Source organism: Providencia sp. R33, assembly GCF_019343475.1.
Lineage (GTDB): Bacteria > Pseudomonadota > Gammaproteobacteria > Enterobacterales > Enterobacteriaceae > Providencia.
Window position 1 is genome coordinate 529,195 of record NZ_CP072453.1, and the last position, 17,197, is coordinate 546,391.

The window sequence follows — 17,197 nt, forward strand, 5'->3', positions numbered from 1 at the left end:
AAAGGTTCCCAATGAAAGCACCAAAAACAGCAAAAAATAAGAAACAAGAAGAAAGTACCAGCTTTGTCCGCTGGCGCTTTATTTTGCTGTGCGGGTGTATTGTCATCGCGCTAGCAGGGTTATTAACCCGCGTCGCCTACTTACAAATTATCGCCCCTGAAAAACTAGTTAAAGAGGGCGATTTGCGTTCTTTGCGTGTTCAAGAAGTTGCAACGGCACGCGGTATGATTAGCGACCGTGAAGGTCGGCAGCTTGCGGTTAGTGTCCCCGTCAACGCGATTTGGGCGGATCCGAAAGAAGTGTTTGAGAAAGGCGGGATTAGCAATGATGAGCACTGGAAAGCCCTTGCAGACGCACTCGAAATTCCACTCGAACAAATTACCAACAAAATATCGGCCAATCCACGTGGCCGTTTTGTGTATTTAGCGCGTCAAGTTAACCCGTCTATCGGTGACTACGTTAAAAAATTAAAAATCCCGGGGATTTATCTACGTAAAGAATCCCGCCGTTATTACCCTTCAGGCCCTGTAACCGCGCATTTATTAGGTGTGACAAACATTGATGGCGAAGGCATTGAAGGCGTTGAAAAGAGTTTTGACCGTTGGTTAAAAGGTTCACCAGGAGAGCGTACTGTTCGTAAAGACCGCAATGGCCGAGTGATCGAAACCATTTCGTCTGTCGATAGCCAAGCGGCGCATAACTTAACGTTGAGCATCGATGAGCGTATTCAATCGATTGTGTATCGTGAACTAACGCGTGGTGTGCAAGAAAACAAAGCAGAATCAGGCGTGGCGATTTTAGTGGATGTGCACACAGGGGAAATTTTGGCGATGGCAAATAGCCCATCGTATAACCCAAATAACCTTGCTGGCACCGCAATGGACGCTATGCGTAACCGTGCAATTACCGATATTTTTGAACCGGGCTCAACGGTGAAACCGATGGTGGTCATGAGCGCGTTGCACAACAAAATTATCAAAGAAAACTCAGTGATTAATACCTATCCATATCGTATCAGCGGCCATGAAATTAAAGACGTTGCACGTTACGCGGAGCTAACTATTACTGGGATTTTACAGAAGTCGAGTAACGTAGGTGTTTCTAAACTGGCGTTAGCGATGCCTGCCACAGAGTTGGTGGATGTGTATAGCCGCTTTGGGTTTGGCAAGCCGACTAATCTGGGGTTAGTCGGGGAAAGTAGTGGCATCTTTCCAAGTAAAAAAACACGGTGGTCTGATTTAGATAGGGCCACCTTTTCTTTTGGCTACGGGCAAATGGTAACACCGTTACAATTAGCGCGAGCCTACGCGACAATCGGTAGTTTTGGTATCTACAGACCGCTGTCTATCACAAAAGTTGACCCACCAGTGCCGGGAACGCGTGTTTTCCCAGAGCCAATTATGCGTACGGTGGTGCATATGATGGAAAGCGTGGCACTGCCCGGTGGTGGTGGTGCACGTGCAGCAATTAAAGGTTACCGAATTGCAATTAAAACCGGGACTGCGAAAAAAGTCGGTCCTGAAGGGCGCTATGTTGATAAATACCTTGCTTATGCAGCGGGTGTTGCGCCAGCCAGTAACCCACGTTATGCGCTTGTTGTCCTGATTAACGAGCCGAGCGGTGGTAAATACTACGGAGGGGCAGTTTCTGCTCCCGTGTTTGGCTCAATTATGGGCGGTGTCTTACGACTGATGAATATTGAGCCAGATGCATTACAGCCTAACGATAAAAATGAAATTGTGAACAGTCAAAAAGAGGTTAAAAGTGGCAGATCGTAATCTTTGTGATCTCCTTGCGCCATTTGGTGTAAGCACAACTCCTATCTCACTGCGTGAGATGACGCTAGACAGCCGAAAGGCTGCCGCGGGTGATCTGTTTATTGCTATAAAAGGCCATCAGTCGGATGGTCGGCACTATATTCCTCAAGCGATTGCTCAAGGGGTTGGTGCGGTGATCGCTGAAGCACAAGGTGAAGCGGAAGAAGGTGAAACTCGCTTTGTTCATGGCGTGCCAGTGATTTATCTCAATGACTTAAACAACCGTTTATCGGCACTGGCAGGTGAGTTTTATGACCAGCCTTCAGCCAAAATGAAATTAGTGGGCGTGACGGGAACAAACGGTAAAACGACAACAACTCAACTGATTGCGCAGTGGGCGCAAGGCCTTGGCGAGACAAGCGCTGTGATGGGTACGGTTGGAAATGGCCTGTTAGGGCAAGTTTCACCGACAGAAAACACCACGGGCTCGGCGGTAGACATCCAGCTTGAACTCACGCAACTGTTAAATAAAAAAGCCACGTTGACCGCGATGGAAGTGTCTTCCCACGGTTTAGTGCAAGGGCGCGTGGCAGCATTGCAATTCGAAGCCGCTGTGTTCACCAATCTAAGCCGTGATCACCTTGATTACCATGGTGATATGGAAAATTACGAAGCGGCTAAATGGCTATTGTTCTCGACACATCAAACCAAAAATCAAATTATTAATGCAGATGATGACGTTGGGCTGAAATGGTTACAGCGCTTACCACAAGCGTGCGCTGTGACGATGGAAAACCGTATCCCCGCCAACTGGCAAGGCCCATGGTTAAAGGCCTCTGAAGTGGAATACCACGACAAGGGCGCAACCATTCATTTTGACTCTTCGTGGGGTAAAGGCGCATTTGAAAGCCCATTGATGGGGGCGTTCAACGTCAGTAATTTATTAGTTGCGATGGCGACATTGTTAATGATGGATTACCCACTCGAGCAATTATTATCGTCAACCTCTTCCCTTTCCCCAGTTTGTGGTCGAATGGAAGTCTTCAGCGCACCGAACAAACCAACTGTTGTTGTCGACTATGCACATACACCTGACGCATTAGAAAAAGCCCTTGCGGCGGCTCGTTTACATTGTAAAGGGCAACTTTGGTGCGTATTTGGCTGTGGTGGCGACCGCGACAAAGGTAAGCGCCCACTTATGGGTGCCGCTGCGGAAGAGTGGGCAGACAAAATCGTGATCACTGACGATAACCCACGCAGCGAAGACCCGATTGATATTATCAACGACATCATGGCGGGTTTATTAGATTCAAGCCGCGCATTAGCCATTCCGGGTCGCCCAGAAGCGGTCACCAATACGATTTTGCAAGCCTCCCCCGATGATGTCATTGTCCTTGCAGGTAAAGGGCACGAAGACTATCAAATTATTGGTAATCGCAAATTAGATTACTCAGACCGCTTAACGGTGGCGCGCTTATTGGGGGTGATCGCATGATCTCATTAACCCTCGCGCAGCTCGCAAAAATCACCTCAGGGCAGATTGAGTCTGCACCTAACAGCGAATTAGTGCTTGAAAACGTGAGCACAGATAGCCGTAAAATTGGCGAGAAATGCCTGTTTATCGCCCTTAAAGGCGAACGTTTTGATGCTCATGATTTTGCTGAGCAAGTGGTGGCCGACGGCGCAAAAGCATTATTAGTTGACCGTAAACTGACCGTAAATTGTCCGCAAGTGGTTGTAGACGACACCCGTATTGCGATGGGGCAACTGGCAGCGTGGGTTCGCCAGCAAGTGAGTGCTCGCATTGTCGGTTTAACCGGCTCATCGGGTAAAACCTCTGTAAAAGAAATGACCGCCTCTATTTTGGCAGAGCGTGGTAAGACTTTGTATACCGCAGGCAACTTAAACAACGATATCGGCGTGCCGTTAACACTGTTTCGCTTAACGCCAGAGCATGATTTTGCTGTGATTGAAATGGGTGCTAATCACCCAAATGAAATCGCCTATACCACCAATATTGTGAAGCCTGAAACTGCATTAGTGAACAATTTATTTGGCGCACACTTAGCGGGGTTTGGTTCACCTGAAGGCGTCGCGAAAGCCAAAGGCGAGATTTACCAAGGTATCCCAGAAGAAGGGACGGCGATTGTCAACTTGGATAGCTACAGTGAAAAATGGCAATTCCAACCGCGCCAAACCGTGTGGTATTACTCTTTAACGCAACAGCCTAAAGCCGATTTCTACCCGACCGATATTCAAATCAACCAATTAACGACGGATTTTGTGTTGCATACCCCCGTTGGGCGCGTTGATATCACGTTACCACTGCCCGGTGTGCATAATATTGCCAACGTATTAGCGGCGAGTGCATTAGCCATTTCGGTCGGCGCAAGCCTCGAAGATATCAAGAATGGCTTGGCAAATACCAAAGCCGTGCCGGGACGTTTGTTCCCTGTTCGCTTAGCAGAACACAAAGTGGTATTAGACGACACTTACAATGCCAATGATGGCTCCATGATTGCCGCCATTCACGTACTGGAAAAAATGCCGGGTTACCGCGTTTTAGTTGTCGGTGATATGGGCGAGCTGGGCGACTACGCTGAAGAGTGCCATCAACGTGTTGGCCTTGCAGCTAAGCAGGCGGGCTTAGATAAAGTATTCAGCGTTGGCCAACTGAGCGAGTTGATCAGCGAATTTAGTGAGTGTGGCGAGCACTTTACGGTGAAAAGCGATTTATTAACCCGACTAATTCCGCTAGCACAGCAGAATGATGTTGTTTCCATTTTAGTTAAAGGTTCACGCAGCTCCGAGATGGAAGATGTCGTGAATGCATTGAAGGAGTGCTTCGAATGTTAGTCTGGCTTGCCGAAATGTTGGTCCATAAGTTTTCCGTCTTGAACGTCTTTTCATACCTGACGTTCAGGGCCATTGTCGGTTTGCTGACTGCACTTGCGATTGCCTTATGGATGGGACCGCACCTGATTGCTTACCTGCAAAAAATGCAGATTGGTCAAGTCGTCCGTAGCGAAGGCCCTGAGTCACACTTTAGTAAGCGTGGCACGCCAACCATGGGCGGCTTATTAATTCTGTTTTCAATCACCGTGTCTGTCTTACTGTGGGCGCGCTTAGATAACCCTTACGTTTGGTGCGTACTGCTGGTGTTAATCGGCTATGGTATCGTGGGCTTTGTGGACGATTACCGCAAAGTGGTGAGAAAAGACACGCGTGGCTTAATCGCTCGCTGGAAATATTTCTGGCAGTCCGTTATCGCGTTAGTGGTGGCATTTTCCATGTATACGATTGGGAAAGACACGCCAGCGACCCAACTGGTAGTGCCATTTTTCAAAGATGTGATGCCTCAACTGGGCATGTTATACATTTTACTGACCTATTTTGTCATTGTCGGTACCAGTAATGCTGTCAACTTAACCGATGGTCTTGATGGTTTAGCTATCATGCCAACCGTATTTGTTGCGGCAGGTTTTGCGTTAGTGGCGTGGGCGACTGGTAACGTGAATTTTGCGAGCTACTTGCATATTCCATTCTTACCGCACGCAGGTGAATTAGTGATTGTCTGTACCGCCATTGTCGGGGCAGGTTTAGGTTTTCTGTGGTTTAACACTTACCCAGCTCAAGTTTTCATGGGTGATGTGGGGTCACTGGCGCTTGGTGGTGCATTGGGGACTATCGCTGTTTTACTGCGCCAAGAGTTCTTATTAGTGATTATGGGCGGGGTATTTGTAGTTGAAACCTTGTCCGTTATTTTGCAGGTTGGTTCGTTTAAATTACGTGGTCAACGGATCTTCCGCATGGCACCAATTCACCACCATTATGAATTGAAAGGCTGGCCAGAACCTCGTGTTATCGTGCGTTTCTGGATTATTTCCTTGATGCTAGTGCTGATTGGGCTGGCAACGTTGAAGGTGCGTTAATATGGTCGATTATCAGGGTAAGAACGTTGTCATTATAGGTCTGGGAGTCACTGGCCTATCTTGCGTTCAATTTTTCATTGAGCGGGGTGTTGTGCCACGCGTGATGGATACCCGTGCAACACCTCCGGGTGTGGATAAACTGCCTGAAAATGTGCAGTGCCATAGCGGAAGTTTGAACAACGCATGGCTTCAAGAAGCGGATTTGATTGTTGCAAGCCCAGGGGTTGCGTTAGCGACTCCACAATTGCAGGAAGCTGCACAAAACGGTATTGAAATCGTCGGTGATATTGAGCTGTTTTGCCGTGAAGCGGATGCGCCAATTGTGGCGATTACAGGGTCAAACGGGAAAAGCACAGTCACCTCGTTAGTGGGGGAGATGGCGAGCGCGGCAGGGATTTCTGTCGGTGTAGGTGGCAATATTGGCACACCAGCGCTGTCTTTACTCAATTCAGGCCATGCATTGTACGTTTTAGAGCTATCCAGTTTTCAACTCGAAACCACATCAAGCCTAAAAGCGGCGGCAGCAACGGTGTTGAATATTAGCGAAGACCATATGGATAGATATCCGCTGGGCTTAGCGCAATACCGCAGCGCAAAATTAAAAATTTATCAAGGTGCACAAAATTGCATCGTGAATAGGCAAGATGCGTTAACACTGCCTGAAAACCAATCTGCTGATGAATGTATTGGTTTTGGGGTAAACAGTGGCGAGTATTGCTTTGACACGAAAAATCGAGTGTTGGTGGTCAACGGTGAAACACTGTTAGACGTCAAAGAGATGCACCTGACAGGGCAACATAACTATTTGAACGCCCTTGCTGCATTAGCCCTTGCAGATGCAGTGAAGATCCCAAGACCTGCTTGTATTGATGTGTTGAAAACCTACGCTGGGTTAGCACATCGTTTTGAATTAGTGTTATTTAATAATGGTGTACGTTGGATTAATGACTCCAAAGCCACCAATGTGGGTAGCACCGAAGCGGCACTGAATGGGCTGCATGTTGATGGCTCAGTTTATTTATTGTTAGGTGGCGATGGTAAATCAGCAGATTTTTCATCATTAAAACAATATATTGCTGCGGATAACTACCATTTATATTGCTTTGGGCGCGATGGTAAAGCATTAGCGGCTTTAGCTCCTGAAAAGTCAGTGTTAACTGATACGATGGAACAAAGTTTACGCCAAATTGCACCGCAACTAAAAAACGGGGATATGGTATTGCTCTCCCCAGCTTGCGCCAGTTTAGATCAGTTTAAAAACTTTGAGCAACGTGGCGCTGTGTTTGCGCAATTAGCGAAGGAGCTTGGGTAATGACCATACCGGGTGCGATGCGTTTAAAAAATTGGGTCATTGGTGAAAAAAATGGCGTGATTTCAGGCTCAACGCTGTACGACCGTACATTGGTATGGTTGGCATTCGGTTTAGCGGCTATTGGCTTCATCATGGTGACCTCTGCCTCAATGCCTGTAGGGCAGCGTTTGACAGAAGACCCGTTTTACTTTGCAAAACGCGACATGGTCTATCTGGTTATTGCTTTCGCCTTATCATTAGCGGTTATGCGTATACCGATGGCCTTTTGGGAAAAGTATAATTTCCTGTTTTTGATGGGTTCATTGGGTATGTTAGTGGTGGTGCTCGTTGCAGGGAGTTCCGTCAATGGTGCATCACGTTGGATAGATTTGGGCTTGGTTAAAATTCAGCCCGCTGAAATTTCGAAATTCACCCTGTTTTGCTATGTTTCAAGCTACTTAGTACGCAAATCGGAAGAAGTTCGCACTCGCTTCCTTGGGTTTATCAAACCGATGTGTATTTTGATTGTGATGGCGTCATTACTGCTTTTACAGCCTGACTTGGGTACGGTCATTGTATTAGTCGTCACCACATTAGGTTTATTATTTTTAGCGGGCGCAAGGTTAGCACCGTTTATTATCGGTATCGCCACCTGTGCGGTGGGAGTATTAGCGCTAATCTGGTTTGAGCCTTACCGTCTGCGCCGTGTAACCTCGTTCTTGAACCCTTGGGATGACCCATTTGGTAGTGGTTACCAGTTAACACAATCGTTAATGGCATTTGGTCGTGGTGAAATGTTAGGCCAAGGGTTAGGGAATTCCGTTCAAAAATTGGAATATCTCCCTGAAGCGCACACTGACTTTATTTTCTCCGTATTAGCGGAAGAACTGGGTTATGTCGGAGTTGTATTAGTCCTATTGATGGTGTTTATGTTGGCATTTAGGGCGATGATGATTGGTCGCCGCGCACTGATGTCTAACCAATTATTTGGCGGCTATATGGCCTGTTCTATCGGCATTTGGTTTACATTCCAAGCCTTGGTTAACGTCGGTGCAGCATCCGGTATGCTACCAACGAAAGGGTTAACGTTACCCCTAATTAGTTATGGTGGTTCCAGCTTATTAGTGATGGCCGCAGCAATAGCGGTATTACTGCGAATTGATTTTGAAACACGTCTAGAAAAAGCGCAGGCGTTTGTAAGGAGTACCAAATGAGTCAGCCCAAAAAATTACTCGTCATGGCAGGTGGAACAGGGGGGCATGTCTTCCCGGGGCTCGCTGTGGCGCATTATTTGCAGGCTCAGGGTTGGGAAATTCGCTGGTTAGGTACCGCTGATAGAATGGAAGCGACCTTAGTGCCAAAACATGGCATAGATATTGAATTTATTCAAATTTCAGGTTTAAGAGGCAAAGGTATTGCCGCACAGTTAGGTGCACCATGGCGTATTTATAAAGCGATACGACAAGCGAAAACAATCATCAAACGTTATCAGCCCGATGCCGTATTAGGCATGGGCGGGTATGTTTCAGGCCCTGGCGGTATTGCTGCGTGGCAGTGTGGTGTTCCGGTTATTCTGCATGAGCAAAATGGCATCGCGGGTTTGACAAACAAATGGTTATCGCGCATCGCAAAACGGGTTTTACAAGCGTTTCCGGGGGCTTTCCCTGATGCGCCAGTAGTCGGCAACCCTGTTCGTGAAGATGTGTTGGCACTTCCTGCGCCTGCGACTCGCTTAGCAGGGCGAGAGGGTGCAATACGCGTATTAGTTGTTGGTGGCAGCCAAGGCGCACGGATTTTAAACCAAGTGATGCCTCAAGTTGCTGCAAAAGTAGGCAAACAGTTAAATATCTGGCATCAAGCGGGAAAAGGCAGTAAGGAATCCACTGAAGCGTTGTATAATGAACAGCTACAAGTTTCAGGCAATTCTGAGTATAAAGTTACTGAATTTATTGACGATATGGCGCAAGCTTATGCTTGGGCAGATATTGTTGTATGCCGTTCTGGCGCATTGACCGTCAGTGAAGTTGCAGCCGCAGGTTTGCCTGCTATTTTTGTTCCTTTTCAGCACAAAGACCGCCAACAATATTGGAATGCGTTACCACTGGAAAAAGCGGGTGCCGCGAAGATTTTAGAGCAGCCACAATTTACCGCAGAAGCGGTAGCGAGCTTGCTGGAGCAGTGGGATAGAGCAGAATTGTTGTCGATGGCTGAAAAAGCCCATGATTGTGCAATTAGTGATGCAACCGAGCGAGTTGCCGCCGTGATTTGCGAAGTGGCTAAATAGTTTTAGTCACATTTGATACGAATTTATAAAGAAGCGAAAACAGAGTGAATACACAACAATTAGCGAAATTAAGAACATCAGTGCCAGAAATGAGAAGAGTCAGGCACATCCATTTTGTCGGCATCGGTGGTGCTGGCATGGGGGGTATCGCTGAAGTGTTGGCAAATGAAGGCTATGAAATTAGTGGTTCAGACTTGGCGCCCAATGCTGTGACTCAACAATTAACCGAATTAGGTGCAACGATTTATTTTAATCACCGTCCGGAAAATGTTGAGAATGCTAGCGTGGTTGTCGTTTCAACGGCGATTTCAAGTGAAAACCCTGAAATTCAAGCGGCGAAAGAACTCCGTATTCCGGTTATTCGCCGTGCAGAAATGTTGGCTGAACTCATGCGTTACCGTCATGGTATCGCTGTTGCGGGAACACACGGTAAAACCACTACGACCGCAATGATTTCAAGTATTTACGCTCAAGCAGGTTTAGACCCAACGTTTGTTAACGGTGGGTTAGTGAAGTCAGCGGGCACGCACGCACGCTTAGGTAGCAGCCGTTACCTGATTGCAGAAGCGGATGAAAGCGATGCATCATTCTTGCATTTGCAACCATTGGTGGCAGTTGTGACCAATATCGAAGCTGACCACATGGACACCTACCAAGGTAACTTTGATAATTTAACGGACACGTTCATTAATTTCCTGCATAACTTGCCATTTTATGGCCGTGCAGTGATGTGCATTGATGATCCCGTTATCCGTTCATTACTACCTAGGATTGGCCGTTACATCACTACTTATGGTTTCAGTGAAGACGCCGACGTGCGTATCACCAAATATGAACAAAAAGGCAACCAAGGCTTTTTCACCATTGCACGTGAAAATATGCCGGAATTAACGGTCGTGTTGAACGCGCCGGGTCGCCATAATGCGTTAAACGCCACTGCCGCGGTTGCGGTTGCGACGGAAGAAGGCATTGATGACTTACACATTTTGTCTGCATTGGTGGAGTTTCAAGGTACTGGCCGCCGTTTTGATTTCTTGGGTAATTTTGCATTACGCAATGTTAACGGCAAAGATGGTGAAGTCATGTTAGTGGATGACTATGGTCACCATCCAACAGAAGTGGATGCGACGATTAAAGCGGCACGAGCAGGTTGGCCGGATAAACGTATTGTGATGATTTTCCAACCACATCGTTATACTCGTACCCGTGATTTATACGACGACTTTGTCAACGTATTGGGGCAAGTGGATGTATTGTTGATGCTGGATGTGTATTCAGCGGGTGAAAAGCATGTTGCAGGGGCTGATAGCCGCTCATTATGCCGCACAATTCGTGGTCGTGGTCAGATTGATCCGATTTATGTTTCAGAACCGGAACACATTTCCCATCTTTTAGCTCAAACTCTTGATGAAAATGATTTAATTTTAGTTCAAGGCGCAGGAAATATTGGTAAAATAGCCAAAACGCTCGCGGAAACGAAATTACAGCCGCCGATGGTTGAGGAATAAACATGGCAGAGAAAATTGCGGTGCTATTTGGTGGGACATCAGCTGAACGTGAAGTTTCACTTCAGTCAGGAAATGCCGTGCTGGCAGGGCTTCGCCAAGGCGGGGTTGATGCTCATCCTATTGATACCAAAGATTTCCCTGTCGTTACACTAAAAGAAGCAGGTTTTGATAAAGTTTTCATCGCACTACATGGTCGTGGTGGTGAAGATGGTACGATCCAAGGAATGCTCGAATACCTTGGTTTGCCTTACACGGGAAGTGGCGTAATGGCATCGGCACTGAGCATGGATAAACTCAGAACAAAACAATTATGGCAAGGTGCGGGACTAAGTGTATCTCCTTATATATACTTAACTAAACAGCAACATTTGCAGATGAGTTGTGAACAAATCACTGCAAAAGTTAACACGCTGGGTTTGCCATTAATTATAAAACCAAGTTTAGAGGGTTCGAGTGTTGGCATGAGTAAGGTAGACAGCTTAGATGCACTACCAGCGGCACTTGAATTAGCGTTTCGTTTCGACGAAACCGTATTAGTTGAAAAATGGCTAAGTGGCCCTGAATACACCATCGCGGTTTTAGGTGATAAAACCCTACCGTCGATTCGTATCCAACCACCGGGAATATTTTATGACTATGAAGCAAAATATTTGTCTGATGAGACTCAATATTTTTGTCCAAGTGGTTTAGATGCACAGCGTGAGTCTGAGCTTGCCGAATTAGCCATGAACGCCTATTTAGCTGTTGGTTGTGATGGCTGGGGGCGCGTTGATGTGATGCAAGATAGCGATGGTCAGTTTTACTTGTTAGAAGTGAACACTTCACCGGGTATGACAAGTCACAGCTTAGTGCCAATGGCTGCGCGTCAGGCAGGTTTAGATTTTTCGCAGTTAGTTGTGCGAATTTTAGAATTGGCTCGTTGATATGTCACAAGCAGCGTTAAACGTCAGGCATCATAATCATCACAACGATGATGACCCACGTTCTGGTCCAAGTAATGGGTCATTTTTAGGTGGGTTGTTCTTCTTTCTCATCGTTGTTGGTACCATCGTTTGGAGCGGTTGGATGGTGATGACGTGGATGAAAGATGCTGACAGGTTACCGATGTCAAAGCTCGTCCTAACAGGTGAGCGGCACTATACCAAGAACGACGATGTCAGAAAGGCGATTTTATCATTAGGGCAACCGGGTACGTTTATGACTGTTGATGTCAACGCTATCCAAAACCAAATAAGCATGATGCCATGGATACGCCAAGTCACAGTGCGTAAACAATGGCCAGATGAATTAAAGATTCATATTGTTGAGTATCAACCATTCGCCAGATGGAACGATCAAAACATGGTGGATGTGGAAGGCAGGGTATTTAACTTGCCCGCAAGCGAAAGTGGCAAAGGGGATTATGTTTTACTTTATGGCCCACAAGGTAGCCAAAAAGAGGTCCTAAAAGAGTTAGCCAACTTTAAAAATACGTTAGCGACAAACAAATTAAAACTTAAATCGTTATCAATGACAGCCCGTCATGCGTGGCAGATTATTTTGGATAACGACACCCGAATCGAACTGGGTAAAAAGGATGTTTTAGAGCGGTTAAATCGGTTCCTTGAACTATATCCGCTCTTGCAGCAAACAACGGACAAACGAGTCGACTATGTTGACTTACGTTATACCAGTGGTGCTGCGGTGGGCTGGGCACCAGTTTTGGTCGATGCACCACCGGGGTTACAATAAAAAATATTGCTAATAACTCAAATTAGGCAGAAGAAATGATTAAAGCAACGGACAGAAAATTAGTGGTAGGCCTTGAAATTGGAACTTCAAAGGTATCGGCCCTTGTTGGCGAAATTCTGCCCGATGGTATGGTTAATATTATCGGGGTGGGAAGCTGTCCATCTCGTGGAATGGATAAAGGCGGCGTAAACGACTTAGAGTCTGTCGTAAAATGTGTTCAAAGAGCTATCGACCAAGCAGAGCTGATGGCTGATTGCCAAATTTCCTCTGTCTATCTGGCACTTTCAGGTAAACACGTGAGCTGCCAAAATGAAATTGGTATGGTGCCAGTTTCTGAAGAAGAAGTGACACAAGAAGATGTAGATAGCGTTGTGCATACAGCGAAATCAGTGCGTGTTCGTGATGAGCATCGGATTTTGCACGTGATCCCGCAAGAGTTTGCTATCGACTACCAAGAAGGGATTAAAAACCCAGTTGGTTTGTCTGGTGTGCGCATGCAAGCAAAAGTTCATTTGATTACTTGCCATAATGATATGGCGAAAAATATTGTGAAAGCTGTTGAACGTTGTGGGTTGAAAGTTGACCAACTGATTTTTGCTGGTCTCGCAGCAAGCTATAGTGTATTAACCGAAGATGAACGTGAATTAGGTGTGTGTGTGGTTGATATCGGTGGTGGTACCATGGATATGGCTGTTTATACTGGCGGTGCGTTACGCCACACGAAAGTGATCCCTTATGCGGGGAATGTGGTGACTAGCGACATCGCGTATGCTTTCGGTACACCACCAAGTGATGCTGAAGCCATCAAAGTACGTCATGGTTGTGCCGTTGGTTCGATTGTGAGTAAAGACGAAACGGTGGAAGTGCCGAGCGTCGGTGGTCGACCACCAAGAAGTTTACAGCGTCAAACCTTAGCAGAAGTCATCGAGCCGCGGTATACTGAGCTGTTAAACTTAGTAAATGAAGAAATTTTAAATTTACAGGAACAGTTACGTCTACAAGGTGTCAAACACCATTTGGCGGCAGGTATCGTCTTAACAGGCGGTGCAGCGCAGATTGACGGTTTAGTTGAATGTGCACAAAAAGTGTTCCACACCCAAGTAAGAATCGGCACTCCGCTAAATATTACTGGGTTAACAGATTACGCGCAGGAGCCATATTACTCCACCGCAGTAGGGCTTCTGCATTACGGTAAAGAAAGTCATCTTGGGGATGATACCGAAACAGAAAAGCGTGCCTCAGTCACAGGTTGGTTCAGTAAAATCACCAGTTGGTTGAGAAAAGAATTCTAATTTTAATAAAGAAGCTTATTATTAGCTTCGAAAGTAGTAAGCACAAAACGGAGAGACATTATGTTTGAACCAATGGAGCTAACTAACGATGCGGTGATTAAAGTCATCGGCGTTGGTGGCGGCGGCGGTAATGCCGTTGAACACATGGTGCGTGAGCGTATTGAAGGCGTTGAGTTCTTCGCCGTCAACACGGACGCACAGGCACTGCGTAAAACCGCAGTTGGACAAACTATCCAGATCGGTACCGGTATTACAAAAGGTCTGGGTGCAGGTGCAAACCCTGAAGTCGGCCGCAATGCCGCAGAAGAAGATCGCGAAGCGCTACGTAATGCATTAGATGGCGCGGACATGGTCTTCATCGCTGCGGGTATGGGCGGTGGTACAGGCACTGGTGCGGCTCCGGTCGTTGCCGAAGTGGCTAAAGAATTGGGTATTCTGACAGTTGCAGTCGTGACTAAGCCTTTCAATTTTGAAGGCAAAAAACGTATGGCATTTGCAGAAGCGGGTATCACTGAGTTATCAAAACACGTTGACTCACTGATCACTATCCCAAATGACAAATTATTAAAAGTTCTTGGTCGTGGTATCTCATTACTGGATGCTTTTGGTGCGGCAAACGACGTACTTAAAGGCGCAGTACAGGGTATCGCAGAACTGATTACTCGCCCAGGTTTAATGAACGTGGACTTTGCTGACGTACGTACTGTTATGTCAGAAATGGGCTACGCGATGATGGGTTCTGGTGTGGCACGCGGTGAAGATAGAGCCGAAGAAGCTGCTGAAATGGCAATTTCTAGCCCATTACTGGAAGACATCGACCTGTCAGGCGCTCGTGGTGTGTTAGTCAACATCACCGCTGGCTTCGACCTGCGTTTGGATGAGTTTGAAACGGTAGGTAACACTATCCGTGCATTCGCATCTGATAATGCGACTGTGGTAATTGGTACTTCTCTCGACCCAGAAATGCATGAAGAGCTGCGTGTTACTGTTGTTGCAACAGGTATTGGTATGGACAAACGTCCTGAAATTACCTTAGTGAGCAACAAAATGTCACAGCAAGCGTCAATGGAGCAACGCTATCAGCAAATGCAAAATAGCATGTCTTCATTAACCGAAGAGAAACCAGCAGCGGCTAAAGCGGTCAATGACCAAAATACGCAAACAAATAAAGAACCAGATTATCTCGATATTCCTGCGTTCTTGCGTAAACAGGCCGATTAATTTTATTTATATTGGATTCTCCGCTTTTTGTGCTAAAATTTCCTACTGATTATCTTGTATGATGATCAGTAGGACTTATAACATTGCGAGAAATAGACGATGATCAAACAACGGACATTAAAACGTATTATCACAGCGACTGGTGTTGGTTTACATACCGGCAAAAAAGTTACGCTGACTTTACGTCCAGCGCCGGCAAATACCGGGGTCATCTACCGTCGTACTGACCTTAATCCACCGGTTGATTTTCCGGCAGATGCAAAATCAGTTCGTGATACCATGTTATGTACTTGCTTAGTCAATGAAGATAACGTACGTATTTCGACTGTTGAGCATTTGAATGCTGCATTAGCAGGGTTAGGTATCGATAACATTGTTATTGAAGTCAATGCGCCTGAAATCCCGATTATGGATGGCAGTGCTGCACCGTTTGTTTTCTTACTGCTTGATGGCGGTATTGAAGAATTAAATTGTGCGAAGAAATTTTTACGCATTAAAGAAACAGTTCGTGTTGAAGATGGCGATAAGTGGGCAGAAATGAGACCTTACAATGGTTTCAGTCTGGATTTCACTATCGATTTCCAACACCCGGCGATTGATAGCAGCACTCAGCGCTATTCACTTGATTTCTCTGCAGAATCATTTGTGAGCCAAATCAGCCGCGCACGTACGTTTGGTTTTATGCGTGATATCGAATATCTGCAATCCCAAGGCTTATGCTTAGGCGGCAGTTTCGACTGCGCTATCGTTGTTGATGACTATAGAGTCCTCAATGAAGATGGCTTACGTTTTGAAGATGAATTCGTTCGTCACAAAATGTTGGATGCAATTGGTGACTTATTTATGTGTGGGCACAACATTATTGGCGCATTCACTGCGTTCAAATCTGGCCACGCATTGAATAACAAACTTCTGCAAGCGGTTCTTGCGAAAGAATCAGCTTGGGATCTGGTCACCTTTGAAGATGAAGCTGAACTGCCTGTGGCATTCAAAGCGCCTTCAGCTGTATACGCATAATTATTATGCGGCTAGCCCAAATCTGGGTTAGCGCTTTCTGTTGGTTGCACTAGTACTCTCTCCGGCTAGTGCAGCCAGCCGCTCAAACCTTTCTTTTAATCCTTTCGGGCTATTTTCTGCCAATTTCAATAGTGCTTGTGCTGTCTGTGTGCTTATCTGCCTTTCGTTCATTTTTTGTGTTGGTGTGACCGTTCGGTTAGTTAGTGAACTATTTTGTTTAGGTTTTCGCATTAAATCGGGATTGATTCTGATGTCGATAGACGATAATGATGGTAGAATAGATGTTCTTAATGCGGAAAGTAGATTTAATTTTTCGTAATTAAGACGGGTCATCCAACTGGCATTTGCTACTTCAATGACCATAATATTATTACGGTAGTTTGCAACACGGCACATTGGCTTAATTTCAGCCGGCAATAAGCCCTTTACAGCGCGGTTCAGCTTGATAATGGCTTTTGCATTTCGCTGAATAGTTTGTAAAGTATTTGATGAATTTGCCAATGATCCCTCAAGAACATCGAAAAGTGCTTGTGGATGACTATCTCTCATTTGTGGCTCCGGCTAACAATGATGAAAACTAATGTACAGATAATAATATTGTCACGTATTCATTATATAAGAGTTTAATGGGCATTTTAAATTTTTGGCGACAACTCGGTAGAAAATACTTTTGGTCCCACCTGTTATTAGGTGTGGTTGCCACGGGTGTCGGCTTGCCTACAATTTTAAATGCCCTTTCTGAATCTCAGCTTACGCAAGTTAATTCATCTCCTGCGAACCGCCAAAACCAAGCGGTTAATGCCTTCGATAACTTATTTGCGCAGCAAAATTCCCAGCGTTCGTCTTCCTCTTCATCATACTCGGTTAATTATTGGCAGCAACATGCAGTGCGCAATGTTATTCGCCAACTCACCTTTGCTTTTTCTGCCAATGAAGATGATGACGTCGCGACTGCAAAAGAAGAATCTGAACAACTTATTGCACCGCAATTGATGCTAGACACGCTCTATGCCATGTTGGCAGAGCGTTCGCTTCAAACGCACGAAAGCACGGTGCTAGTCAGCCATTATATTTACCCTCACTTTATTACCTACCAACCTGCGATTTGGGTTGCACGAGTACATGGCATTCGTGCTGGTCCATTAACTGCTTGATCTCTCATAG

At 46.0% G+C, this 17,197-nt stretch carries 15 protein-coding genes; 14 read left to right on the forward strand and 1 reads right to left on the reverse strand.

Annotated features, from left to right (window positions below; genetic code table 11):
* The first annotated feature begins 11 nt into the window (after positions 1–11).
* From ftsI to lpxC, 13 genes are all read left to right on the forward strand, one after another.
* Complete coding sequence (gene ftsI / locus J6836_RS02415; protein ID WP_219246506.1) at positions 12–1,778, forward strand: peptidoglycan glycosyltransferase FtsI; 1,767 nt, start codon at positions 12–14, stop codon at positions 1,776–1,778.
* Positions 1,765–3,252 carry a UDP-N-acetylmuramoyl-L-alanyl-D-glutamate--2,6-diaminopimelate ligase gene (gene murE, locus J6836_RS02420; protein ID WP_219246507.1) on the forward strand — a complete coding sequence of 496 codons (1,488 nt, stop codon included), beginning with the start codon at positions 1,765–1,767 and terminating at the stop codon, positions 3,250–3,252. Before ftsI ends, murE begins: the two co-directional genes overlap by 14 nt.
* Positions 3,249–4,613: a UDP-N-acetylmuramoyl-tripeptide--D-alanyl-D-alanine ligase gene (gene murF, locus J6836_RS02425; RefSeq protein WP_219246509.1), complete on the forward strand. Its 1,365-nt coding sequence runs from the start codon at positions 3,249–3,251 to the stop codon at positions 4,611–4,613. Before murE ends, murF begins: the two co-directional genes overlap by 4 nt.
* Complete coding sequence (gene mraY / locus J6836_RS02430) at positions 4,607–5,689, forward strand: phospho-N-acetylmuramoyl-pentapeptide-transferase (protein WP_219246512.1); 1,083 nt, start codon at positions 4,607–4,609, stop codon at positions 5,687–5,689. Before murF ends, mraY begins: the two co-directional genes overlap by 7 nt.
* A 1-nt stretch (position 5,690) precedes the next feature.
* On the forward strand, positions 5,691–7,001 hold the full coding sequence (murD, locus tag J6836_RS02435) for a UDP-N-acetylmuramoyl-L-alanine--D-glutamate ligase (RefSeq protein WP_219246514.1): 1,311 nt from the start codon (positions 5,691–5,693) through the stop codon (positions 6,999–7,001).
* Complete coding sequence (gene ftsW / locus J6836_RS02440) at positions 7,001–8,194, forward strand: cell division protein FtsW (protein WP_219246516.1); 1,194 nt, start codon at positions 7,001–7,003, stop codon at positions 8,192–8,194. The genes murD and ftsW overlap by 1 nt, the downstream gene beginning before the upstream one ends.
* On the forward strand, positions 8,191–9,264 hold the full coding sequence (murG, locus tag J6836_RS02445; RefSeq protein ID WP_219246518.1) for an undecaprenyldiphospho-muramoylpentapeptide beta-N-acetylglucosaminyltransferase: 1,074 nt from the start codon (positions 8,191–8,193) through the stop codon (positions 9,262–9,264). The genes ftsW and murG overlap by 4 nt, the downstream gene beginning before the upstream one ends.
* A 44-nt stretch (positions 9,265–9,308) precedes the next feature.
* Positions 9,309–10,772 carry a UDP-N-acetylmuramate--L-alanine ligase gene (gene murC / locus J6836_RS02450; RefSeq protein WP_219246520.1) on the forward strand — a complete coding sequence of 488 codons (1,464 nt, stop codon included), beginning with the start codon at positions 9,309–9,311 and terminating at the stop codon, positions 10,770–10,772.
* Between the two features lie 2 nt (positions 10,773–10,774).
* Complete coding sequence (locus J6836_RS02455) at positions 10,775–11,695, forward strand: D-alanine--D-alanine ligase (RefSeq protein ID WP_219246521.1); 921 nt, start codon at positions 10,775–10,777, stop codon at positions 11,693–11,695.
* 1 nt (position 11,696) lies between these two features.
* On the forward strand, positions 11,697–12,503 hold the full coding sequence (gene ftsQ, locus J6836_RS02460; RefSeq protein ID WP_219246523.1) for a cell division protein FtsQ: 807 nt from the start codon (positions 11,697–11,699) through the stop codon (positions 12,501–12,503).
* Between the two features lie 35 nt (positions 12,504–12,538).
* On the forward strand, positions 12,539–13,795 hold the full coding sequence (ftsA, locus tag J6836_RS02465; protein WP_219246525.1) for a cell division protein FtsA: 1,257 nt from the start codon (positions 12,539–12,541) through the stop codon (positions 13,793–13,795).
* 60 nt (positions 13,796–13,855) lie between these two features.
* Positions 13,856–15,016, forward strand: a complete 1,161-nt coding sequence (ftsZ, locus tag J6836_RS02470; protein ID WP_206082694.1) for a cell division protein FtsZ — start codon at positions 13,856–13,858, stop codon at positions 15,014–15,016.
* A 99-nt stretch (positions 15,017–15,115) separates the two neighbouring features.
* Positions 15,116–16,033 (forward strand): UDP-3-O-acyl-N-acetylglucosamine deacetylase, encoded by a 918-nt coding sequence (gene lpxC / locus J6836_RS02475; RefSeq protein ID WP_219246527.1) that lies wholly within the window; start codon positions 15,116–15,118, stop codon positions 16,031–16,033.
* A gap of 27 nt (positions 16,034–16,060) precedes the next feature.
* Here lpxC and J6836_RS02480 read toward each other — a convergent pair whose 3' ends face one another.
* Entirely contained in the window at positions 16,061–16,582 is a 522-nt protein-coding gene (locus J6836_RS02480; RefSeq protein WP_219246529.1) for a DUF721 domain-containing protein, read from the reverse strand.
* A 77-nt stretch (positions 16,583–16,659) separates the two neighbouring features.
* Here J6836_RS02480 and secM point away from each other — a divergent pair, with 77 nt between their 5' ends.
* Positions 16,660–17,187: a secA translation cis-regulator SecM gene (gene secM / locus J6836_RS02485; protein ID WP_219246531.1), complete on the forward strand. Its 528-nt coding sequence runs from the start codon at positions 16,660–16,662 to the stop codon at positions 17,185–17,187.
* Positions 17,188–17,197 lie beyond the last annotated feature (10 nt).

Excerpts from the sequence above, each read along its gene's own strand:
- ftsI (WP_219246506.1), top strand. The coding sequence starts at position 12 with ATGAAAGCACCAAAAACAGCAAAAAATAAGAAACAAGAAGAAAGTACC.
- ftsQ (WP_219246523.1), top strand. The coding sequence starts at position 11,697 with ATGTCACAAGCAGCGTTAAACGTCAGGCATCATAATCATCACAACGAT.
- mraY (WP_219246512.1), top strand. The coding sequence starts at position 4,607 with ATGTTAGTCTGGCTTGCCGAAATGTTGGTCCATAAGTTTTCCGTCTTG.
- murF (WP_219246509.1), top strand. The coding sequence starts at position 3,249 with ATGATCTCATTAACCCTCGCGCAGCTCGCAAAAATCACCTCAGGGCAG.
- murD (WP_219246514.1), top strand. The coding sequence starts at position 5,691 with ATGGTCGATTATCAGGGTAAGAACGTTGTCATTATAGGTCTGGGAGTC.
- lpxC (WP_219246527.1), top strand. The coding sequence starts at position 15,116 with ATGATCAAACAACGGACATTAAAACGTATTATCACAGCGACTGGTGTT.
- J6836_RS02480 (WP_219246529.1), bottom strand. The coding sequence starts at position 16,582 with ATGAGAGATAGTCATCCACAAGCACTTTTCGATGTTCTTGAGGGATCA.
- murG (WP_219246518.1), top strand. The coding sequence starts at position 8,191 with ATGAGTCAGCCCAAAAAATTACTCGTCATGGCAGGTGGAACAGGGGGG.
- ftsW (WP_219246516.1), top strand. The coding sequence starts at position 7,001 with ATGACCATACCGGGTGCGATGCGTTTAAAAAATTGGGTCATTGGTGAA.
- J6836_RS02455 (WP_219246521.1), top strand. The coding sequence starts at position 10,775 with ATGGCAGAGAAAATTGCGGTGCTATTTGGTGGGACATCAGCTGAACGT.
- ftsZ (WP_206082694.1), top strand. The coding sequence starts at position 13,856 with ATGTTTGAACCAATGGAGCTAACTAACGATGCGGTGATTAAAGTCATC.
- ftsA (WP_219246525.1), top strand. The coding sequence starts at position 12,539 with ATGATTAAAGCAACGGACAGAAAATTAGTGGTAGGCCTTGAAATTGGA.
- secM (WP_219246531.1), top strand. The coding sequence starts at position 16,660 with ATGGGCATTTTAAATTTTTGGCGACAACTCGGTAGAAAATACTTTTGG.